Source organism: Pantoea sp. X-Soil-ISGK-259 (assembly GCF_059730705.1).
Window position 1 is genome coordinate 3,523,670 of record NZ_AP035986.1, and the last position, 21,159, is coordinate 3,544,828.

Below are 21,159 nucleotides of genomic sequence, written 5' to 3' on the forward strand. Positions count from 1 at the left end.
TGCTAAAACTCAAACTGATAGAGCAAATCGAGAGCCTGATCCACACCGGACACGGCTTCCAGATAGAGCTTAGGCATCAGGCGGTAACGCAAGGTTAACGTCGCCAGTGAATCAAATATGCCAACACCGTATTTTACCTGCAGACCCGGTAGCACGTAGCCGCTGACCTGCACCTGCTGGCTATCGCCAACACCGGCAGTATCAACGGCGAGATTGCTGACACCGAAGGTCTCTCCGATTTTACCCACAACCTGACCACTTTGTGCAACCCCTAAGCCAACAAGTGCCGACGTTAGAGCGTTACTGTCGCCGTCGCTGCCTAATCCCTGACCACGCAGCAGGTAGGAAAGCGCTTCCTGTTGCGACATCGCCGGATCGGAGAAGACTTCCGCTTTAGGTTCATCGGCAAGGCCGGTCACGCGCAGACCGGCAGTGACGCCATCTTCCGTCGCATCCGGGTTACGAATGGCTTCCAGGTTAACGTAAGGCTGATCAGGCGGCCCGGCAAACTGCAGCTCACCTTTACGCACAATCAGATCCTGACCATAGGCGTGGAAGCGACCGGATGGAATGTTGATCTGGCCGTTTAAGCCCAGTCCTGACTTATCCTGCACCATTTTCAGATCGCCATTCAGCTTCGCTTTCAGACCAAATGCAGACAGGCGCACATCGTTGCCGACGTGGATCACCAGGTTACTGTTAATCGGAATCGCAGCGGTTTGCGGTGCAATTGGCTTCAGCTGTTTATCCAGCATCACCTCATCTGACGAGACGCCCGTCGCGCTTTCCGGCACTTCCTGCACCGTGATGCGCGCCCACGGAATATCGACGCTGCCATCAAGGTTAAAGGCGGCTGGCGTCGCTTCAAATACCAGATCCGGCGAGACATCCATACGCACCATCGGCGGAACGGTGACGCGAACCCGACTGCCCTGCGCCGCGATGCGCGCACGCCAGTTATCGAGCTGGCTCCAGTCGGCGTTACCGCTAAGATTAATGTTGCCCTGTGCAGTCTGGACCAGTCCGTTCAGGGTCGAGCTCATACCGTTGAACACCAGATTCAGGTTGGCGGCGGTCAGATCGACCGGCATAAAGTTGCCATCCACATCCACACCCGTCAGACCCAGCTGCCCAAACACCTGCGGCTGCTGCACACTTCCCCCCAGGCGAAGGCTGCTGTTCAGGCTGCCTTTGATCTTCTCGCCCTGCATCAGCGCAGGATTGATCATCGCCAGCGAGATATTGCGGATGTTCACGTTACCGCCCAGCGTGCGGCGATTTTGCGGATCGTCGATCTGCACGTTGCCATCCAGCTGCCCGTTTTTGGCAATGCGGATCAGCCAGTCGAGCTGTGCGCGACCGTTTCGCAGTGCGGCATTCAGGTTAAGCGTGTCAAAGGCGATCGGCAGGCTGTTGCCCTGAACATCCTGCACCACTTTTACGCCGTTACCCTTCAGCGCCACAGTACCGGTTGGCAGGCTGCCATCCGCCGTCCAGTTAACGCGTACATCGCCACTGAACAGGCCGCTGAGCTGGGTTGCCTCCGGCATAAATGGCTTGACCATCGCAAGGTCAAAACGGTTCAGCACCACATGCGCCTTACCTGCCGGGCCCGCTTCAATCGGCCCCGGTACACAAATTTGTGCATTGGGGTTCTGCCAGCAATGCGGCCCGATGGTCGCCGTCTGACGGCTGTTCAGATAGTCGATGGCCATGGCGCGGGTCAGACGCCACTCGCCCACGGGCGTGTCAAAGCGGGTATCGTTTAGCGAGCCTTTCCAGCGCTCGGTCTGGCGATCAAAGCTGCCGTTGAGCGCCAGCTGACCCGAGACCGGTTTGCCCTGCACAGTCAGCTTCATCTGATGCTGACGCTCATTCCCCTCTGCATTCAGCGTCAGCAGGCCGATGTTCAGCGCATCCTGCTTCAGTTGCTCAACGCGAAGTTGCAGTTTACCGGCGACCTGTTCGCCGGAGCGGACATCGCCATTCAGGGTGACGCGATTAATCTGCATCTGCTGCCAGCGCAGACCACGGGCATTGAGATCGGCCAGCAGCTGCGGTGCCTTCAGAGTGCCACGCGCTTTAATCGTGCCGTTGACCACGCCGCCCAGACCCGGCAGCGCATTGTCGAGCTGTGGCGCATCAATACTGGCATCAAGATCCAGACTGTCGCCCAGCGCCCCTTTGACATCCAGATGGTTGCGTCCCAGCGCCAGCTTAATACCCGGCACCGTCCACTGGTTGTAGCTGTTACCGGTCAGTGAGCCGTCAGCGGTTACGGCATTCTTTTTCACGTTACCTTTTAGCTGAAGCTGCGGCACGCTCAGCTGCCAGGTGCCGCCATACAGACTGCCGCGCGTGGTGATTTTGCCATCCAGCCGCGCGGGCCAGTCAGGATACTGTTTCGCAGTATTGATCCCTGCCAGCGTCAGCTCACTGCGCCAGCTGATTGCCTTACTCCAGTCCACCAGCGCGGTGAGATCGATATTGCCCTGCAGCGCGGCTACGCGCAGGCGATCGAGGCTGAACTGCTCAACGTTACCTTTACCCGTCAGCGAGACATTGGCCGGTGGCACAGATTCGCCCTTCACGGCGGTCTGCAGTGACATCACATAGTCGGTGGCTTTGCCTTTGAACTGATAGTCCAGGTTATCGGCCTGATACTGTATCGGTCCGGTCAGCGGCCAGCGCAGTTGCGGACTGGTCAGCTGCAGTGACAGCGGCAATCCCGCAACAGCCAGTTGGGTCGTCGCATCCAGCTGCGCATTGACCGGACCTGAGAGATTCAGGCCCAGCTTCAGCGTGTCGCGCATCGCGCCGTTAAGTTTCAGCGCCAGCTTTTCGCCTTTAATCGGATCGGTATTGACCGTGCCATTCAGGGAGAAATCGACCGGCCAGTTATCCGCCAGCGTCGCCTGCCCACTCCCCGTCAGATTGCCCAGATTCGAGTCCACTTCCAGCGTCGTTAACTGCATCTGCCGATCGGCGGTTTTGGCTTTCAGCAACAACCGGCTGACAGCGATATCGGTGTCGCCGGTCACGCGCAGCTGCTCGCCCAGAATCTGCTGTACGTCAATATCCAGCGGCAGACGGAAATCAGGCAATGCCGGTAGCAGCGGTTGCGCAAACATCGCCTGCAGCGTTTCGCCCAGCGGTTTCTCAGCGGGATGCGGCTGCTGAACTTTCGGATCGACCACCTCTTCCTTCACCACTTTTGCCGCTTTTGGCAGCGCAATCAGCAGGCTTTGGATATGGGTCGGATTCAGCGTCAGCGCGCGATCCTGCCACTGCAGGCCCGTGGTGAAATCGAGCAGCGAGATCGCGGCGTCATCAACCTTCACATTGATGTTGTGCAGGCCAAGATGACGCAGCGTGATGGGGTATGGTGTGCTGAGGTTAGCGTTGCTACTCTCCTCTTCCGGTGCGGCGGCGGCAGGTGCCATTTTCTTGCTGTCGACGACCACGCTGATATCGCGCAGGGAGACATCGTTGACGCACACGGAGGAGTGCAGCAGGCAGTTGAGATCCACCGCCAGGTGAATCTGCCCGGCATCAACACTGACGCCGGGCATCTCAAAGCGCAGACCGTTAAGGGTCAGGTTACGCCAGCCGCCATCGACCTGTTTGATCGACAGGCCAGGCACCCAGCGCGATGCACCCTTGAGCACTAAATGCAGTCCCGGCGTGGTCCCGATTAAAAATGCCACGCCACCCAACAGCACAACCAGAAAGATCAGAATACCGATCAGGACCTTTTTCCACAGCTTCATAGTTCAGGCCCCAGTCCTACGTAAAATTGCAATCCATGCTCCTCGTCATCCCCGATAGGTCTGGCAATATCAAATTTGATGGGGCCAACCGGTGAAGACCAGCGCACACCGACACCTGCACCGGTTTTGATATTGCTCTGTTTAATGTCGTTAACCGCTTCGCCTGAGTCGACAAACACCGCGCCCCACCATTTACCGGTGACGTTATACTGATATTCCAGCGATCCGGTGGCGAGTTTTGATGCCCCGGTGAGTTTGCCGTCGTCGTCACGCGGTGAAATATTTTTGTATTTGTAACCGCGAATACTGCGGTCACCACCGGCGAAGAAGCGCAGATCCGGTGGCACCTTGTCGAAGTCGTTGGTTTCAATCCAGCCAAGATTGCCGCGCGCCACAAAGCGATGACTGTCACCGAGAGTGCGAATCCAGACGTTTTGCGCCTGCAGAATCAGGAAGTCGACGTCGGAGCCCCATGTCGTATCGGAAACGTCGACGGAGTAGCGCTGTGAGTCGCCCCAGGTCGGCATCAGACCGCCGCGCGAGCGGGTGCGGTTTACGCTGACGCCGGGATAGAGCAGCATGGTGGTATTGGTCACACTGCCCTGCGTAAAGTGATCCAGGCTCCAGCGCAGGTTGACCGCCTTCTGCCAGCCGCTGCTGCTGTCCCAGTTGCGCGACATCGCAAGCGTGGTGGTGTCGGCTTTGGTGTCGTTAAGGTCGGTACGCTTGAGGCCTCCGGAGAAGGTGTAGTACTGCTCCAGTGGGCTCTTCAGTAACGGGACTTTATAGCTGAGGTCGACCTGCTGTTCCGGCGCAGACACGTAGGCGCTGGCTGTCAGGCTGTGGCCGCTGTCGTTGATCCACGGTTTTTTCCACGTTCCTTTCAGCCGCGGACCGACGTCAGTTGAGTAGCCGACGCCGGTTTCAATGGTGTTTTCGGTGCGGGGTGACATCACGGCACTCAGCGGCAGCACTTTAGTCTGTCGTCCCTTGCTGAATTCCGGCGCGACCACCACCGAATTAAACCAGCCGGTGGCGGAGAGGCGGCGATTCAGTTCGGCCAGATCGCGTGAGCTGTAGTAATCCCCTTCTTTAAAGGGCACCAGATTTTGCAGATACTCTTCACGAATCTGCGATCCCTGAAAAGTGACGTCACCAAAGCGATAGCGCTCGCCGCTGTCGTAGTCGATATCCCAGAACGCTTCATGGCGCTCAACCGAGACGCCGAGCTGGCTTTTTTTAAAGGTGCCGTCGAAGTAGCCGTTACGCAGCGCAAGATTAGAGAAGCCGCTTTTAAATTTGTCATACTGCCCGTGGTTAAGCTGCGTGCCCACTTTGGGCCGTCCCTGCTTCACCCAGGCTTTGTAATCAGGATCATTGCGCGCATCACCTTCCACCACAATGGTGCTGCCGCCAATTTTGACAGCCTCGCCCGGCGTCACATGTGCGACTAATACCGGCCGTCCTCCCTTCGCAGGCGCGGGGCGGGATTCGAAATCGATGGTCGGCTCGTAATAACCAAGGGCGCGCAGCCCCTCTTTTATTGCAACAGAGACACGTGCACGAAAACGGCCATCATTCGAGACCTCGTCGCTGCCGATGGTGGAAAGGCGCGCTCTGACATTCTTTTGCAGATCCCCGGTTAAGCCATCTACCTGTAATCGCACGGTCGCCGCCTCAAGGGCGGGCGCGGCAAGCAGCAGGCCAGCTATGCAATAAACATAAAATCGTGGCACCTGTACTCCTGTTAATCATGCCGGCCCCTTTTCCGCGGGGCACTTATTAATCATCTTTGCCCGCACTACCGCAACGGCAACATCCTCATCATAGCCGCACTTTATGGCAAACGGCGGCGCAAAATCGACTTCTAACTCAAATAACGCGGCTATTGTCGGTAAATGGGGGGATTGATACAACTCCTGCAGGCGGGAATGAGCGGTCCAAAATGATTCACTCAGATAAATCTGAGTCGATAACGTACCGTTCTGCCTGCTAATCCTGAGGGAAGCGGCAGATTGCCCTCTGGCGGCCCGATGAGCGCTCCTGCTATAATCTGCCACCACAGGCATTCCGCCTGTTTTCATTTCTGCCCCGACATGTACGTTGTCGAACTGGCGCAGACATTTTTGGCACGGATAGCTCTGTTTCACGGATAAACCAACTCTGTTTGCGCTTACCCACGCTGCCCAGGCCAAAAATGACAAGTGGATAACCCTTTGGATCTCATATGTTAGATAGCTTGCTTGTCATTTTATTGCTGATTGTAATCAGTGCCTTTTTCTCCCTGTCGGAGATCTCGCTGGCGGCCGCCCGTAAGATCAAACTGAAACTTCTGGCCGACGAAGGCAACGTCAATGCCCAGCGTGTGCTGAAAATGCAGGAAACGCCGGGCATGTTCTTCACCGTGGTGCAGATTGGCCTTAACGCTGTCGCCATCCTGGGCGGTATTGTCGGCGACGCGGCATTTTCACCGGTTTTCAGCGGCCTGTTTAACCGCTTTGTTTCGCCGGAACTGGCGGAACAGCTCAGCTTTATCTGTTCATTCACCATCGTGACCAGCCTGTTTATCCTGTTTGCCGACTTAACACCAAAGCGGGTTGGCATGGTCGCACCGGAAACCATCGCGCTGCGCATCATCAATCCGATGCGTTTCTGCCTGTTAGTGATGCGTCCGCTGGTATTTCTGTTTAATGGCCTGGCCAACGTCTTCTTCCGTATTTTCAAGCTGCCGATGGTGCGTAAAGATGACATCACCTCCGACGATATCTACGCGGTGGTGGAAGCCGGTGCGCTGGCGGGCGTTCTGCGCAAGCAGGAGCATGAGCTGATTGAAAACGTGTTTGAGCTGGAGTCACGTACCGTTCCCTCTTCAATGACCTCACGCGAGAATATTGTCTGGTTTGATCTGCACGAAGATGAGACCAGCCTCAAGACCAAAATCGCCCAGCATCCTCATTCGAAGTTTCTGGTCTGCAGCGGCGACATCGATCATATCGTTGGCTATGTCGACTCAAAAGAGCTGCTGCTGCGCGTACTCGGCAATCAGAGCATGGCGCTGAACAGCGGCCTGCAGATTCGCTCTGCGCTAATCGTGCCGGACACGCTGACGCTCTCAGAAGCGCTGGAAAGTTTTAAAACCGCTGGTGAAGATTTCGCGGTGATCATGAACGAATATGCGCTGGTCGTGGGCATCATTACGCTGAATGACGTCATGACCACACTGATGGGCGATCTGGTCGGTCAGGGCATGGAAGAGCAGATCGTGGCGCGCGATGAGAATTCATGGCTGGTTGAAGGCGGCACACCGATTGATGACGTAATGCGCGTGCTGGACATCGATGATTTCCCGCAGTCAGGCAACTACGAAACCATCGGCGGCTTTATGATGTATATGCTGCGTAAGATTCCAAAGCGTACCGATTTTGTGAAGTTTGCTGGCTATAAGTTCGAAGTGGTAGATATCGATAGCTACCGTATCGATCAGCTGCTGGTCACCCGCATTGATGAACGACCACCCGTGCTGAACCTGACCAAAACCGAAGAAGAGTAAATGACTCAGAGCGTGTCCCGGCGGCTATTATTGTCCCAGGCAGTCCTGGATACAGAGCGCGCGGAACAACCGGAACGTTTACGTAGCAGTTGGAGATTGTGGGCACCGTCCGTGTTCGGACAGGCAAAGGGAATAGCCTGATAGGTCATACACTAAGGGCGCCATCGGCGCCCTTGTTATTAGTTGAACTCAAGTTTGAGACGAACGACCTGGCGGTTAATTTCTGACATCACGCTCAGGTGCTGTTTGTCTTTGACGCGAGGGATTAATACTTTCCCTTTATCGAACTCGAACGCGCCCACGTCCTTGATATACAACCTTCCTTTGAACAGCGTTTTTACATATTTCGCTATTTGTAGCGGATTATAGCGCTGGAAGATCTTCATGCTGTTTAACTCCTGTACATTTTTAAGCACGCTTCGCCGTTTCCAAATTTGGTTCCAGCCCATGAAGCGCGAATTCGCGATAACTATAGAACACTAAAACTGACTGATGTTCCTAAAAGTGAATTTTTTTACTGAATTGACACATCATTACAGAACACTCTGTTATCAGGCTCACACAACACAGTATAAACCTTCATTGATTAAGGAATTGTGGCGGCCATAACAAACCTGACACCTTTCCAGGACAGGCGCATCATCCCTGCTTACTATTGCAGTAAAATGACTGACTGGTCTGATCACCTAAGGAAATAACAATGCGTATAACCCTGGCAGCTGTGGCGTTGTCTCTGTTGATACCGGCAGGCGCGATGGCTCATAACCTCAGACTGGATATGCGGGTACCGGCTGTAGGCGTGAATGACAAAGGCGAGCTGTTATTGCAACAGGAGAAGTTTAGCTACAAAAACTGGAATAGCGCGCAGCTCAGCGGAAAAGTTCGCGTCATCCAGCATATTGCGGGTCGCTCATCTGCGAAAGAGATGAACGCGGCACTGGTAGAAGCGATCAAAGCCGCGAAGCTGCCGCATGATCGCTATCAGACCACCACCATCGTCAATACCGATGACGCGATTCCGGGCACGGGCATGTTTGTGCGCAGCAGCGTCGAGACCAACAAGCAGCAATATCCCTGGTCTCAGTTTGTCATAGACAGCAAAGGCAACGTGCAGCACAGCTGGCAGTTACAGCCTGGTGGTTCCGCCATAGTGGTGCTGGATAAGCAGGGCAAAGTGAAGTTTGTGAAGGATGGTTCGCTGACGCAGGATGAAGTGACAAAAGTTATCGCGCTGGTCAACTCACTGCTGAAAGAGTAATGCTGAACACCCGGGAGCGAGAGAATCGCTCGCCGGGCATTTATGCCAATACCGTCTTAAAAGAGCGAAACGCGGAAGCCGGGATTCAGGAAGGATTCGCGCGGCGCATAGTCCAGGGTTTTGCCCTGCCAGTCATGTACATGCGCACCCGCGGCCATCGCCACGGCATGACCCGCGCCGGTATCCCAGATATTGGTTGGCCCGAAACGGGGATAGAGCTGAGCTTTACCTTCTGCCACCAGACAGAATTTCAGTGAGGAGCCGGTCGCAACGGTCTGATGCTCACCCAACTGCTTCAGGTACTCTTTCATCTCGTCGTCGTCACCATGTGAGCGGCTGACCACGACCAGCGGAGGACGTGCGTCACGGACATGAATCTGTTCGCGATGACCGCCCTCTTCTTTCCACGCTTTACCCTCTGCCGCGGAATACATTACGCCCAGCACTGGCGCATAGACGACGCCCATCACCGGCTTGCCCGCTTCAATCAGCGCAATATTGACGGTAAATTCACCGTTACGCTTGATGAACTCTTTGGTGCCATCCAGCGGATCAACCAGCCAGTAGCGTTGCCAATGCTGACGGACATCCCAGGCTGGCGGATCTTCTTCTGAAAGTACCGGTATGTCAGGCGATAGCTGTTTCAGTCCCTCCATGATGACTTCATGCGCCGCGATATCCGCAGCGGTCACCGGCGAATCGTCCGATTTGTGAGAAACGTCAAGCGGCGCGGCACCGTTATAGACCTGCATAATCGCGTCGCCAGCTTCGCGTGCCAGTTGGCAGATTTGCTCTAACATTTTTCACCTCGTTTTTGTCTGTCTGCTGCAGGATCAGCCCATCTTCAGATAGTGACATTTTAGCAGTTCCGCCTGACCAGCCTGTTTACTGGTCCGGCGGCGATTCAATTTATAGATATATCAATATCATAGTTACGTGCTTATCGCCATGCTGACGCCAGTGACCCTTTATCGTATAAGAATGAGTCGCAGGTCGATGCGTCAAAACGTTATACCCATCACGATTTAAAATGACTATCTGTCATGCTTTTACATTATTTTGAGAGCCTGAATTTAATTTGCAGCAGGAGCAAGCATGTTTAAGCCCGGAATGATGTTACTGGCCCTGAGCGTTTCCGTCGCCGCCCAGGCCGCGACGGTCGATTTACGCGTACTGGAAACCACCGATCTGCACAGCAATATGATGGATTTCGACTACTACAAAGATACGCCAACCGAGAAATTTGGTCTGGTGCGCACCGCCACGCTGATTCACGCCGCCCGGCAGGAGGTGAAGAACAGCCTGCTGGTTGATAACGGCGACATCATTCAGGGCAGCCCACTGGGCGACTACATGGCGGCTAAAGGGCTGCGTGAGGGCGAAATCCATCCGGTCTACAAGGCGCTTAATACGCTGGATTACGCTGTCGGCAACCTCGGTAACCATGAATTCAATTATGGTCTGCCCTACCTGAAAAAAGCGCTGGCGGGTGCGCGCTTCCCTTATGTGAACGCCAACGTGATTGATGTGAAGAGCGGCAAACCGCTGTTTACCCCTTACCTCATCAAATCCACGACGGTGGTTGATCGCGAGGGCAAATCGCAGACCCTGAAGATTGGCTATATCGGCTTTGTGCCGCCGCAGATCATGGTGTGGGATAAAGCCAATCTGCAGGGCAAGGTACGGGTGGATGACATCACCGAAACAGCTCGCCGCTATGTGCCTGAGATGCGCGCGCAGGGTGCCGATCTGATTATTGCTATCCCTCACTCCGGCCTGAGCAGCGAGCCGTATCACGCAATGGCAGAAAACTCGGTTTACTACCTCAGCCAGGTGGAAGGTATTAACGCCATCCTGTTTGGTCATGCGCATGCCGTCTTCCCCAGCAAGGAGTTTGCTGGCATCAAAGGCGCAGACATTGCTAACGGCACGCTGAACGGGGTTCCGGCGGTGATGCCAGGCATGTGGGGCGATCATCTTGGCGTGGTCGATCTGGTGCTGAACAATGAGGGCGGACGCTGGCAGGTGAGCAGCGGCAAAGCAGAGGCGCGACCGATCTACGATACTGCCGCGAAGAAATCGCTGGCGGCGGAAGATCCGGCGCTGGTGAAGGTGCTGGCTGACGATCACCGCGCCACGCGGGAGTTTGTGGCGAAGCCCATCGGCAAGTCGGCTGACGTAATGTACAGCTATCTGTCGCTGGTTCAGGACGATCCAACGGTGCAGATCGTCAATAATGCGCAGCGCGCTTATGTGGAGCATTTCATTCAGGGCGATCCGGATCTGGGCCGTTTGCCGGTGCTCTCTGCTGCCGCGCCGTTTAAAGCGGGCGGACGTAAAAACGATCCTGCCAGCTATGTCGAAGTGGAGAAAGGTGCCCTGACCTTCCGTAATGCGGCCGATCTCTATCTCTATCCCAATACTCTGGTCGTGATGAAAGTCACGGGTGCGCAGGTGAAAGAGTGGCTGGAATGCTCAGCAGGCCAGTTTAACCAGATCGATCCGCACAGCAGCAAAACGCAGTCGCTGATTAACTGGGATTTCCGCACCTATAACTTCGATGTGATTGATGGAGTCAATTATCAGATTGATGTGACCCAGCCCGCGCGTTATGACGCAGAGTGTCAGTTGATCCATCCTGCCGCCTCACGCATCCGTCAGCTTACCTGGCAGGGTAAACCCATCGATCCGCAGGCTCTCTTCCTGGTGGCGACCAATAACTATCGCGCATATGGCGGCAAGTTTGCCGGCACCGGAGATAAGTACATCGCCTTTGCCTCGCCAGATGAGAACCGTTCGGTGGTAGCAGCCTACATCAGCGCGGAAACCAAAGCGCATGGCGCAGTTCAGCCGAAGGCGGACAATAACTGGCGTCTGGCACCGATTACCTCATCCACTCCGCTCGATATTCAGTTTGAAACGGCACCGGGCGATAAAGCGACCGGATTTATTAAGCAGCATGCGCAATATCCGCTTCAGCCCAAAGGAACAGATGCGATTGGCTTTGCACTGTGGCAGGTAAATTTACAGCAGAAATAAGGCGGGAGAAAACGCTGCAACCGGGGTGGTTGCAGCGTCTTATCTTACAGGATTTCCAGCAGCTCAACTTCGAAGAGCAGCGTGCTGAATGGTGGGATAGAGGCACCCGCACCGCGCTCGCCATACGCCAGGTTCTGTGGGATCACCAGTTCCCATTTTGAGCCAACCGGCATCAGCGTCAGCGCTTCAATCCAGCCAGGGATAACGCCGCTTACCGGGAATTCTGCCGGTTCGCCACGGGCAACTGAGCTGTCGAAGACGGTGCCGTCGATCAGTTTGCCGGTGTAGTGAACGCGTACGCGATCCTGACGTGATGGGATTGGACCTTCACCCTGAGTAATCACGCTGAACTGCAGACCTGATTCGGTGCTGCTCACGCCTTCACGCTGCGCATGTTCCTGCAGGAATGCCTGACCTTCTGCGGCCATAGCTTCGGTACGCTCACGACGCACGCCTTCCGCGCGTTCGTGCACTTCACGCAGTGCGCGATGAACCACATCAACCGGTACGGCCGGCGAGTTCCCTTCCAGCGCGTCGCGCAGACCCGCGAGCAGTGCTTCTGGTTGCAGACCCTGCAGACCAGATTCCAGCAACTGCTGGCCAACCTGTAAACCAATACCGTAACTTGCTTGTGCTTCGACGCTGTCGAAAGAAGGGGTAGTCATCTTCGTTCCTTTCACTCTCGGATAAATTCGAACCGGCAGCATAGCAGCGCAGGCCGCTGACGTAAAATGCCCTGCGTCGCAGATGACTTTTGCTGATGAAAGAGAAACAATAGCCACGTCAAATTTATCAATGCTGGCAGGCACTTCGCGCCGGTATTGCCCATACTATAACTATCGATGGGGATCACCTCATCTGTAGCACCTGAATAAGAGAGCAAACATGGGCCAGATTGCCCCACGCCGCCGCAGGATGCGTGCAAAACAAATGGTATCCCGGCTGCAGACCTGGCTGGCCGCACGCAGGCTACAGCAAACTGCCGGAGAGGAGGAAACCCGAATGGCTTCAGACACGTCATCCCGCCTGCCGACATGGCTTCAGCGTATCTGGCATTTTACCGACCATATTCGCTGGATGGATCCGCTGCCTGCGCCGCACCGTCGTGGCATTGTGGCGGCACTGCTGGTGATGCTGGTGGCGTTTCTCTGGCCCACCAGTACCCTGCGTTATCCGGTCGAGCAGTCTTCGCCTTCTGCGGAGAAAGAGGTGCCGATGCAGGCGGATATTTATGATAACAACCGTGCCCGTCAGCCTTCATCCTCAGCGTCTCAGCAGACGCCAAAAGCTGATTCTCAGGGCGAATGGCGCAATATGACCATTGCGTCGGGTCAGACGCTGGCGCAGCTGTTTCGTGACAACAGTCTGCCGGTCAATGATGTGTTTGCGATGGCGCGGGTGGAAGGCAGTGACCAGCCGCTCAGCTCACTGAAAAGTGGTCAGCAGGTGAAAATCCGTCAGGATGCGCAGGGTGTGGTAACCGGTCTGACCGTTGATGGCGCAAATGGCCCGGTGCTGTTTACGCGTCAGCCAGATGGCAGCTTTATTCGCGCGCAGTAAGGCCAACAGCAGTTTATTGAAAGGCATAAAAACAAAAACGCCGGCACAAGGCCGGCGTTGATGTCGTGCTCAGTTAATAAAATTAACCAGCAACAACTTTCACGTTCAGTTTAGCGAAGACTTCGCTGTGAACCTGGAAGCTTACTTCATGCTCACCGGTAGTGCGCAGAACGCCGTTCGGCAGACGAACTTCGCTCTTAGCGACTTCAACGCCAGCTGCAGTAACTGCATCAGCGATGTCGCGGGTACCGATTGAACCGAACAGTTTACCTTCATCGCCCGCTTTAGACGTGATGGTTACAGTGCCCAGTGCATTGATTTTCTCAGCGCGTGCAGTTGCTGCAGACTGAACGTCAGCCAGTTTGGCTTCCAGTTCAGCACGGCGTGCTTCGAAGAACTCAACGTTTTTCTTGGTAGCAGGAACAGCTTTGCCCTGTGGTACCAGGAAGTTACGAGCATAGCCCGCTTTAACGTTAACCTGATCACCCAGGGTGCCAAGGTTTGCTACTTTATCAAGCAGAATAACTTGCATTACCTTATCCTCTTAAAGTCGTTAATGGACAGTTGCCGATTACTGATGACGATCAGTGTACGGCAGCAGAGACAGGTAACGCGCACGCTTGATGCAGCGAGCCAACTGACGCTGGTATTTTGCACGAGTACCGGTGATACGGCTCGGGACAATTTTACCGCTTTCGGTAATGTAGTTTTTCAACGTTGCGATGTCTTTGTAATCGATCTCAACAACGCCTTCCGCGGTGAAACGGCAGAACTTGCGACGACGGAAATAACGTGCCATTAGGCTAGTCTCCAGAATCTATCAATTCAATCTGCTCGGCATGGAACACCACTTTGCTCTGGCCATTTCGTGCCTGATGGCAACTAATGAAACCGTCGAGTATGAGTTGCGTGCCGACCGTTATATGTTGAGTAATCACCTGATGGGCGCTGCCGCTAATAATAACAGGCATACGACACCAGGCTTGCCGGTGAAACCCGGCCTCCTCCTGCACTGAGCGGTGCTCAAGCACAAACTGACAGTGAGGAATTCCTGACGGGCTAACTCTTCGAACCGGTGTCTTGCACACAGTGCCAGACAGGCGAAGTCGATTGACCGTCACGATGGATTACTCTTCAGAATCCCCAGCATCTGACTCATCAGCGGATTCGTTAGCAAAATCTTCGCGACGATCACGACGCTCATCTTTCGCTTTAACCATCGGTGATGCTTCAGTTACCGCGTTTTTAACGCGCATAACCATGCTACGGATAACGGCGTCGTTGAAGCGGAAGTTCGTTTCCAGCTCATCGATCGCTTCCTGCGGCGCTTCAACGTTCATCAGAACGTAATGCGCTTTGTGCAGTTTATTGATCGGGTAAGCCAGCTGACGGCGGCCCCAGTCTTCCAGACGGTGAATCGTGCCTTCAGCACCAGTGATAGCACCAGTGTAACGCTCGATCATGCCAGGAACCTGTTCGCTCTGGTCAGGATGAACCATAAATACGATTTCGTAATGACGCATCGAAATTGCTCCTTACGGATTATTCAGCCTCCTGTCGGGGTCAACCGCGGCCCATGGAAGCAAGGAACGTTATAGGCTGTGTCCCACAAAGGTTCGCAGTGACGAGCGTTTGTGGGACACAGCCTGAGAATGCGGCTGAAAAATTGACGCGTAATCATACCGGCGAAGGTGCCTGAACTCAAGCGCACATTTAAACAAATCGCAGGCGTCGTGCCAGATATCGGGGCTTTTTGTGCTAATGACGTAAATACAGCAGGTTGGGCGGCGAAGGTTCAAAAATGCTGACAAAGAGGTTCAGGTGGATGATCTGGCGATAATTTACTCAGTCGCTAAACTGATTAGAGACGTCACGGTTCGCTTAGTGGCGTCACGCAGAGTGTGTTCCCTGAAGTGAGGAGTCGGGCATGAAAACGTTCGTCATCGCCACTTTACTGGGTCTCTTCCTGTCTCCACCCGCTCTTGCCAGCCATGCTGACTGTGCGCAGCAGATGAGAAGTCACAGCAGCGAAGCGGCATCGGGTTATGTTTACGTTAACCGGCTGGATACGCCGGAAAGAAACCCGGTTAATGCGCCTGCCAGCGCAGCAGAAAAAGCGTCTGCGTTCTGGTAAGTGCTGGTAACTTTACGGGCGGCAGAGTCCTTCTCCGCCCGTTCATTATTTATAACTGCTGTCTAAAAAAGCTGACCAGCGCCGTTAATGCAGAGGGCGTGATCTTATGCCCGATCTGTTTTTCCGACAGTGAGGTCAGATGCTGCGCCAGTCCATTGTCACGCAGCGCCCTCTCCAGCCGGACACTCTCCGCCCAGGGCACAACCTCATCCGCTTCGCCATGCCACAGCAGTAGCGGACGGTTAGCCAGTGCCTCCAGATGGTTGCAGGGATCATAGTCCGTCAGGGGAGCCATGCGGGCCGCAAACTGCGCTTTCTGCTCCGGCGTATCAGCCACCAGTGGTGGAAACAGCGATTCGCTCAGTTGCATAAAATAGCCCGATCCCATCATACAGGCGACGCTCTGGATCTGCGGATAACGCGCCATCGCGCCCAGTGCTGTCATGCCACCCATCGACGCACCCGCCACTGCGAAACGCCTGTCAGCGATCAGATTGTCTCTACGCAGCGCAGCCTCCAGCCATGGCAGCTCATCAATGTTCTGTTTCAGAATCTCCCAGAAGCGGCCCAGGCGTGCATTGGCATCACCGTGATAACGCGCGCCGTGCAGCTCCGCATCCGGCATCACCGCCCGAAACCCCGCCTGTGCCAGCGCCACGGCGAAATAGGCGTAGACCTCTTTTGATGAGGTAAAGCCGTGATACAACAGCACGGTTGGCAGTGGCTGATGCCGTTGTCCGGCAGGCGTGGCGTGCAGGCATTCGATACCGGCCAGTGTTTCTGTAGTGAGTTCAATCATGGTCTCTCCTGAGAGGCGGCAAGGCATGCCGATCAAGTCTGTGTTCTGCGGGTTGATTTGCGAAATCACCCGCTCCGCTTAGCTGTCTAACTTCTCCCTAAACTTTTCCCGCACTCTGCCGTTGATCGTGTATGCCCCTAACATGATCAAAGGTAATTTATGAAGCGTCTCTCTCTCAGCGGCCTGAGTCTCGGAGTTAAGCTGTCTGTACTGACGTCTCTCAGCGTTGCACTGCTGTTGCTGGTGCTGACACTGACTCAAAGCCACAACGCCTCGCGCCAGCTGGAAAATCTCGCCATCGATGACATGCACAACCAGGTGCAGGGCATCAGTGAAATGGCCACTATGTTTAATGCCACCCTCACCGAAGAGGTGGCTCACTATACCGATCTGTTTACCAGCTTCCTGCCTAAGCGCTTTAGCCTGGATGAAAGCTCGCGGGTGCAGGTCGGTGCCTTTTCGACGCCAGTGCTGCGTGCCGGGTTGAAAACACTGAATCTCGATCAAACTGCCGTAGACGATTTCACCGAGCGCACCGCCGCCGTGGCGACCATTTTCGTGCGCGATGGCGATGACTTTGTCCGTGTTTCAACCTCGCTGAAAAAAGAGGATGGCAGTCGCGCAATCGGTACGCAGCTTGACCGCACCGGGGCGGCCTGGAAACGTGTTCACCAGGGCGAAGTCTACCGCGGGCTGGCGACGCTGTTCGGCCATCGCTATATCACACAGTATCAGCCGATAAAAGATGAGAGCGGTAAAGTCGTTGCCATTCTGTTCGTCGGTGTGGGTATTGATAAACAGTATGCGCTGATGCGAGAAAAAATCCTGGCGCGTAAGCTGGGTGATAGCGGTCATTTCTTCGTGCTCAACGGCACGCCCGGTAAAACGCAGGGAGCGTATCTGTTCGATCAGCACGACGAAGGAAAACGCCCCGACTGGGATGATGCAACGCTGAAACCGCTGCTGACGGAGCCGAAAGGTATGCAGCAGGTGGAGATCAATGGTGAGATGCAGATTCTGGCCTGGGAGCAATTGCCGGACTGGAACTGGGTGATTACCGGCGAAGTTAACCGCGACAGCCTGCTTGCGCCCATTACGCATAGCCGTAACCTGTTCCTGATTACCGGACTGGTTCTGGTAATCGTCTTTGCGCTGGGCTTTGTCTGGTACAGCCGTCGGGCGATTACCCGTCCGCTGCAGCAGGTGATTCATCTGGCGGAGCAGTATGCCGCCGGCAACCTGCAGGTCCATATGGATACGCTTCGTCGCGACGAAGTTGGCCAGCTGATCATTGCAATTAACGGCATTGGCGATGGCCTGGAGAAAATTGTCGGCCAGGTGCGCGGTGCGGCGCAGGAGATCAGCGACGGCACGGACACCATCGCGGCCAGCAGCCATAACATCAGCGAGCAGATCGGGCGTCAGGCCAGCAGCGTCGAGCAGACCTCTGCCAGCATGGAGCAGTTTGGTGCCACGGTTGAACACACCGCCGAAAGCCTGCGTCAGGCGATGTCACTGGTGGCCGAAGCCAGCAATATCGTCAGTCACGGCAGCAAAACCGTGGTGCGCTCTGTCAATACCATGTCAGCCATTAAGGTTTCATCGCAAAGCATTGCGGATATCACGCATGTGATTGAGTCGATCGCCTTCCAGACCAATATCCTGGCGCTGAATGCTGCGGTTGAAGCGGCGCGTGCTGGCGAACAGGGCCGGGGTTTTGCCGTGGTAGCCGCCGAGGTGCGTGCGCTGGCTCAGCGTTCCGCGCAAGCCGCTAAAGAGATCGACGGACTGATTGCGACCTCTATCAGCAACGTGGCAGAGGGCCATCAGCTCTCTGAGCAGACGCGCGATGCAATGACCAACATTGTGACGCACATCGAGCAGGTGCAGGCACTGATGGGCGAGATCAACGTGGCGGCGCAGGAGCAGGCGGCAGGTATCGGTCAGGTTAATATTGCGATGAACCAGATCAGTCAGGCGACGCACCAGAACAGCGAACTGGTGGCACAGGCGGAAAACAGCGCGCAGAACCTGAGTGATAAAGGGCACCACCTGACCCAGCTGGTCAGCGTATTCAGCCTGAAATCCTGACGTCTTTCAGGGCGATGACGTACACTCATTGTCTCGTCCTGAAAAAGGGTTTTGCTATGCGTTCTGCTTATTTACTGGTGTTCAGCCTGCTGCTGGCAGGCTGTTCGGCGTTTGACACCACGCCAAAAGCCCCGCCTGCGCCGACTCAACAGGCACAGGAGATTTCACGGGCGCAGAGTGGCGGTTTGCCGAAGCTGGGCAATATTACCGTTAACGTACACGGCTCACCGGATGATGCCCAGCGTGCCGTTGCCGCCCAGGCCAATCAGGCCGGAGCCGCTTACTATCAGATCGTGATGGTGAGCGAAACGGTCATGCCGGGCTTCTGGTACGCCAGTGCGATTCTGTACGGCGCATCACCTGCCGCAGGCACGGTCCAGTAAACGATCGGTAATCGCGGCCTCAAGCGGGCGCGAGCCACGCTGGTCGAGCCACTGCTGGCACCATGCATCCGCCAGCGGAGGTTCGGCATATTTCAGTAGCTGTGCACCCATTGCCAGCAGCAGCAGCGTGCGGGTAACCTCACGCGCCTGCTCTTCAGGAACGTGGTTAAGCCTCAGACGCAGCTGACGCCAGCGCGTATCAAAATGGCGGTTACTCCCTTTCACTGCTTCAAATTCCTGACTTAGCATCGCGGTAACCTCTGCCTGACGGGCAAGCACGCGCAGCACATCAAGGCACATCACGTTGCCCGATCCTTCCCAGATGCTATTGACGGGCATGTCACGATAGAGGCGCGGGAGCTCACTGGCCTCGCAATAGCCGATCCCTCCCAGCACCTCCATCGACTCCGCAACGAACGGCGCACCCGCTTTGCAGATCTCATATTTTGCCGCGGGCGTAAACAGGCGGGCAAAAGTGACTTCATGCGGTTTTGCCGGTTGTGACCAGGCGCGCGCCAGCCGCATCAGCAGCGCAGTTTGTCCCTCCAGCTGCAATGCCTGCTGAGCCAGAACCTGACGCATCAGCGGCTGCTCCACCAGATTTTTCCCCATTACCTGACGCTGATGGGCATGCGAGACGGCTACCGAGAAAGCGCGGCGCATCTGACCGTGACTGCCAAGGGCGCAGTCGAAACGCGTCATGCCGCCCATCTTCAGGATCAGCCGCACGCCTTCGCCCTCCTCACCCAGCAGCCAGCCAGTCGCGTCGCGAAACTCCACTTCACAGCTGGCATTGGAACGATTGCCCAGCTTATCTTTTAGCCGCTCCAGCTGGATGGCATTGCGTGACCCATCGGGTAACAGCCGCGGCAGGAAGAAACAGCTTAATCCGGCAGGCGTCTGAGCCAGCACCAGATGCGCATCACTCTGTGGCACGGAGAAAAACCATTTATGGCCCGTCAGGCGGTAGGCTTCACCCGCGCCACGCGCACCCAGCGGTTCAGCGTGGGTGGTGCTGGTGAGCAGATCGCTGCCGCCCTGCTTTTCCGTCATACCCATTCCGATTAGCAGACCCCGCTTCTGGTCGCCGGGCTGTGCATGGGTGTCGTAGCGATCGCTGAGCAGCGGATCGAGCCAGCCTTCAAAGGCGGCCGGCAGATAAGTCTGTAGCAGGGGAATGGCCGCGTGTGTCATGGTCACCGGGCAGAGCGTGCCCGCCTCAACCTGCGCATGCAGAATAAAGCGCGCAGCGCGCGCCACGCTGGCCTGTTCACGAACCGTGGGCTGCCAGCTCAGGTTGTGCAGGCGACTGGCGCAGACACCCTGCATCAGCAGATGCCAGGCGGGATGGAAACGAACTTCATCCATGCGTTCACCACGGGCGTCGTAGCGCAGCAGTTCAGGCGGCTCAGCATTGGCGAGTCGGCCCAGCTCCAGAGACTCGGCGCTGCCCAGCTGACGACCTACCGATGCCAGCCATTCCCGATCCCATCCGGCACCTTCGCGTGACAGTGCCTCGCCAAGCGGCGTATCAGACAGAAACAGATTGCTGTTGCTCAGAGGATGAGGCTGATTAAAAACAGTGTGTGTTGTCCAGGTCATAACGGCTCCTCGCGGATGTCACTCAGTAAGTATACCCGTCGTCTTTCAGGCTGCATGTTTGTTGGCTGCGTTCGCTCACCCGAATCACTTACTCATGTAAGCTCATCGGGATTCGTTCTCTTGCCGCCTCAATGCAACCCGAAATTCTTTGGGTATATACGAATGACGTGCAGTTATGCCTGGTACAGAAACTAATTTGTGGCGAGGATCACATCGGGGATCAGGCGTTGCGCTGACGCACCGCTTCAAACAGGCAGACGCCGGTGGCGACCGAGACATTCAACGAAGAAACGCTGCCCGCCATCGGAATGCTGATCAGCTCATCGCAATGCTCACGGGTCAGACGACGCATGCCTTCCCCTTCTGCGCCCATCACCAGCGCCATCGGGCCGGTCATTTTGCTCTGGAAGACGGTATGGTCCGCTTCACCTGCGGTGCCAACGACCCAGATGTTATATTCCTGCAGCAGACGCAGAGTACGCGCCAGGTTGGTCACGCGGATCAACGGCACATTCTCTGCCGCGCCACTGGCCACTTTTTTGGCGGTGGCGTTCAGGGGAGCGGAACGATCTTTCGGCACGATGATCGCGTGAACACCGGCAGCATCAGCGCTGCGCAGGCAGGCACCCAGGTTATGGGGATCGGTGACACCGTCCAGCACCAGCAGGAACGGTTTGTCCAGGCTCTGCAGCAGATCCGGCAGATCGCCTTCCTGATACTGACGGCCCGGTTTCACCCGGGCTACGATACCCTGATGCACACCGCCTTCAACCTGGCTGTCGAGCCACTTGCGCTCGGCCAGCTGAATAACAATCCCCTGAGCTTCCAGCGCGGCGACCACGGGTTGCAGGCGACGATCGTCGCGGCCTTTGAGGATAAAGACTTCCTGGAAACGTTGTGGGTCACGTTCCAGCAACGCCTGCACGGCATGGATACCAAAAATAATTTCGCTCATCGATCTGCTCAGTGTTTG

19 protein-coding genes are annotated in these 21,159 nt (G+C 55.8%); 7 read left to right on the top strand and 12 right to left on the bottom strand.

Annotation, left to right across the window (positions count from 1 at the left end; translation table 11 throughout):
• Positions 1 to 2: 2 nt before the first annotated feature.
• Both tamB and tamA read right to left on the bottom strand, forming a co-directional pair.
• Positions 3 to 3,770, bottom strand: a complete 3,768-nt coding sequence (tamB, locus tag AC6I77_RS16735; protein WP_497817159.1) for an autotransporter assembly complex protein TamB — start codon at positions 3,768 to 3,770, stop codon at positions 3 to 5.
• On the bottom strand, positions 3,767 to 5,506 hold the full coding sequence (gene tamA, locus AC6I77_RS16740) for an autotransporter assembly complex protein TamA (protein WP_008925786.1): 1,740 nt from the start codon (positions 5,504 to 5,506) through the stop codon (positions 3,767 to 3,769). Before tamA ends, tamB begins: the two co-directional genes overlap by 4 nt.
• Before the next feature lie 491 nt (positions 5,507 to 5,997).
• On the opposite strand from tamA, the gene paeA reads away from it, so the two are divergent.
• Positions 5,998 to 7,320 carry a polyamine export protein PaeA gene (gene paeA, locus AC6I77_RS16745; RefSeq protein ID WP_008925787.1) on the top strand — a complete coding sequence of 441 codons (1,323 nt, stop codon included), beginning with the start codon at positions 5,998 to 6,000 and terminating at the stop codon, positions 7,318 to 7,320.
• A 179-nt stretch (positions 7,321 to 7,499) separates the two neighbouring features.
• Here paeA and AC6I77_RS16750 read toward each other — a convergent pair whose 3' ends face one another.
• Entirely contained in the window at positions 7,500 to 7,706 is a 207-nt protein-coding gene (locus tag AC6I77_RS16750; RefSeq protein WP_003855513.1) for a DUF1107 domain-containing protein, read from the bottom strand.
• 314 nt (positions 7,707 to 8,020) lie between these two features.
• On the opposite strand from AC6I77_RS16750, the gene AC6I77_RS16755 reads away from it, so the two are divergent.
• Positions 8,021 to 8,578 carry a YtfJ family protein gene (locus AC6I77_RS16755; RefSeq protein ID WP_003855512.1) on the top strand — a complete coding sequence of 186 codons (558 nt, stop codon included), beginning with the start codon at positions 8,021 to 8,023 and terminating at the stop codon, positions 8,576 to 8,578.
• A gap of 56 nt (positions 8,579 to 8,634) precedes the next feature.
• Here AC6I77_RS16755 and cysQ read toward each other — a convergent pair whose 3' ends face one another.
• A complete protein-coding gene (gene cysQ, locus AC6I77_RS16760) occupies positions 8,635 to 9,378 on the bottom strand; it encodes a 3'(2'),5'-bisphosphate nucleotidase CysQ (RefSeq protein WP_003855511.1) in 744 nt (247 codons plus the stop codon).
• Positions 9,379 to 9,673: 295 nt separating this feature from the next.
• On the opposite strand from cysQ, the gene AC6I77_RS16765 reads away from it, so the two are divergent.
• A complete protein-coding gene (locus tag AC6I77_RS16765) occupies positions 9,674 to 11,617 on the top strand; it encodes a bifunctional 2',3'-cyclic-nucleotide 2'-phosphodiesterase/3'-nucleotidase (protein WP_497817160.1) in 1,944 nt (647 codons plus the stop codon).
• Between the two features lie 44 nt (positions 11,618 to 11,661).
• On the opposite strand, the gene bamJ is transcribed toward AC6I77_RS16765, so the two are convergent.
• Positions 11,662 to 12,282, bottom strand: coding sequence for a BamJ family beta-barrel-assembly machinery protein (bamJ, locus tag AC6I77_RS16770; protein WP_003855508.1), 621 nt, complete (start codon positions 12,280 to 12,282; stop codon positions 11,662 to 11,664).
• Positions 12,283 to 12,502: 220 nt separating this feature from the next.
• On the opposite strand from bamJ, the gene AC6I77_RS16775 reads away from it, so the two are divergent.
• Complete coding sequence (locus AC6I77_RS16775) at positions 12,503 to 13,177, top strand: OapA family protein (protein WP_152333568.1); 675 nt, start codon at positions 12,503 to 12,505, stop codon at positions 13,175 to 13,177.
• An 82-nt stretch (positions 13,178 to 13,259) separates the two neighbouring features.
• Here AC6I77_RS16775 and rplI read toward each other — a convergent pair whose 3' ends face one another.
• From rplI to rpsF, 4 genes are read right to left on the bottom strand one after another with little or no spacing between them, the layout of a single operon-like run.
• Positions 13,260 to 13,709, bottom strand: a complete 450-nt coding sequence (gene rplI / locus AC6I77_RS16780) for a 50S ribosomal protein L9 (protein ID WP_003855506.1) — start codon at positions 13,707 to 13,709, stop codon at positions 13,260 to 13,262.
• Positions 13,710 to 13,748: 39 nt separating this feature from the next.
• On the bottom strand, positions 13,749 to 13,976 hold the full coding sequence (gene rpsR, locus AC6I77_RS16785) for a 30S ribosomal protein S18 (RefSeq protein ID WP_002210155.1): 228 nt from the start codon (positions 13,974 to 13,976) through the stop codon (positions 13,749 to 13,751).
• Between the two features lie 4 nt (positions 13,977 to 13,980).
• Complete coding sequence (gene priB, locus AC6I77_RS16790) at positions 13,981 to 14,298, bottom strand: primosomal replication protein N (RefSeq protein ID WP_283543879.1); 318 nt, start codon at positions 14,296 to 14,298, stop codon at positions 13,981 to 13,983.
• Between the two features lie 6 nt (positions 14,299 to 14,304).
• A complete protein-coding gene (gene rpsF, locus AC6I77_RS16795) occupies positions 14,305 to 14,700 on the bottom strand; it encodes a 30S ribosomal protein S6 (RefSeq protein ID WP_003855334.1) in 396 nt (131 codons plus the stop codon).
• 404 nt (positions 14,701 to 15,104) lie between these two features.
• On the opposite strand from rpsF, the gene AC6I77_RS16800 reads away from it, so the two are divergent.
• Positions 15,105 to 15,311: a hypothetical protein gene (locus AC6I77_RS16800; RefSeq protein WP_003855333.1), complete on the top strand. Its 207-nt coding sequence runs from the start codon at positions 15,105 to 15,107 to the stop codon at positions 15,309 to 15,311.
• A gap of 49 nt (positions 15,312 to 15,360) precedes the next feature.
• On the opposite strand, the gene yjfP is transcribed toward AC6I77_RS16800, so the two are convergent.
• Positions 15,361 to 16,110, bottom strand: coding sequence for an esterase (gene yjfP / locus AC6I77_RS16805; RefSeq protein ID WP_497817161.1), 750 nt, complete (start codon positions 16,108 to 16,110; stop codon positions 15,361 to 15,363).
• A 159-nt stretch (positions 16,111 to 16,269) separates the two neighbouring features.
• Between yjfP and AC6I77_RS16810 the strand changes: the two genes are divergently transcribed.
• A complete protein-coding gene (locus AC6I77_RS16810; RefSeq protein WP_008925792.1) occupies positions 16,270 to 18,201 on the top strand; it encodes a methyl-accepting chemotaxis protein in 1,932 nt (643 codons plus the stop codon).
• Positions 18,202 to 18,257: 56 nt separating this feature from the next.
• Entirely contained in the window at positions 18,258 to 18,584 is a 327-nt protein-coding gene (gene bsmA, locus AC6I77_RS16815; protein WP_003855330.1) for a biofilm peroxide resistance protein BsmA, read from the top strand.
• Here bsmA and AC6I77_RS16820 read toward each other — a convergent pair.
• A complete protein-coding gene (locus AC6I77_RS16820) occupies positions 18,558 to 20,186 on the bottom strand; it encodes an isovaleryl-CoA dehydrogenase (RefSeq protein ID WP_039659428.1) in 1,629 nt (542 codons plus the stop codon). The genes bsmA and AC6I77_RS16820 overlap by 27 nt on opposite strands.
• Before the next feature lie 220 nt (positions 20,187 to 20,406).
• A complete protein-coding gene (gene rlmB / locus AC6I77_RS16825; protein WP_003855328.1) occupies positions 20,407 to 21,141 on the bottom strand; it encodes a 23S rRNA (guanosine(2251)-2'-O)-methyltransferase RlmB in 735 nt (244 codons plus the stop codon).
• Positions 21,142 to 21,159: the final 18 nt, after the last annotated feature.

Bases quoted from the DNA above. Each gene is read 5' to 3' on its own strand.
- bamJ (WP_003855508.1), bottom strand. From the start codon at position 12,282: ATGACTACCCCTTCTTTCGACAGCGTCGAAGCACAAGCAAGTTACGGT.
- paeA (WP_008925787.1), top strand. From the start codon at position 5,998: ATGTTAGATAGCTTGCTTGTCATTTTATTGCTGATTGTAATCAGTGCC.
- AC6I77_RS16750 (WP_003855513.1), bottom strand. From the start codon at position 7,706: ATGAAGATCTTCCAGCGCTATAATCCGCTACAAATAGCGAAATATGTA.
- AC6I77_RS16775 (WP_152333568.1), top strand. From the start codon at position 12,503: ATGGGCCAGATTGCCCCACGCCGCCGCAGGATGCGTGCAAAACAAATG.
- yjfP (WP_497817161.1), bottom strand. From the start codon at position 16,110: ATGATTGAACTCACTACAGAAACACTGGCCGGTATCGAATGCCTGCAC.
- AC6I77_RS16800 (WP_003855333.1), top strand. From the start codon at position 15,105: ATGAAAACGTTCGTCATCGCCACTTTACTGGGTCTCTTCCTGTCTCCA.
- tamB (WP_497817159.1), bottom strand. From the start codon at position 3,770: ATGAAGCTGTGGAAAAAGGTCCTGATCGGTATTCTGATCTTTCTGGTT.
- AC6I77_RS16810 (WP_008925792.1), top strand. From the start codon at position 16,270: ATGAAGCGTCTCTCTCTCAGCGGCCTGAGTCTCGGAGTTAAGCTGTCT.
- AC6I77_RS16765 (WP_497817160.1), top strand. From the start codon at position 9,674: ATGTTTAAGCCCGGAATGATGTTACTGGCCCTGAGCGTTTCCGTCGCC.
- rpsR (WP_002210155.1), bottom strand. From the start codon at position 13,976: ATGGCACGTTATTTCCGTCGTCGCAAGTTCTGCCGTTTCACCGCGGAA.
- AC6I77_RS16820 (WP_039659428.1), bottom strand. From the start codon at position 20,186: ATGACCTGGACAACACACACTGTTTTTAATCAGCCTCATCCTCTGAGC.
- rplI (WP_003855506.1), bottom strand. From the start codon at position 13,709: ATGCAAGTTATTCTGCTTGATAAAGTAGCAAACCTTGGCACCCTGGGT.
- AC6I77_RS16755 (WP_003855512.1), top strand. From the start codon at position 8,021: ATGCGTATAACCCTGGCAGCTGTGGCGTTGTCTCTGTTGATACCGGCA.
- rpsF (WP_003855334.1), bottom strand. From the start codon at position 14,700: ATGCGTCATTACGAAATCGTATTTATGGTTCATCCTGACCAGAGCGAA.
- rlmB (WP_003855328.1), bottom strand. From the start codon at position 21,141: ATGAGCGAAATTATTTTTGGTATCCATGCCGTGCAGGCGTTGCTGGAA.
- bsmA (WP_003855330.1), top strand. From the start codon at position 18,258: ATGCGTTCTGCTTATTTACTGGTGTTCAGCCTGCTGCTGGCAGGCTGT.
- cysQ (WP_003855511.1), bottom strand. From the start codon at position 9,378: ATGTTAGAGCAAATCTGCCAACTGGCACGCGAAGCTGGCGACGCGATT.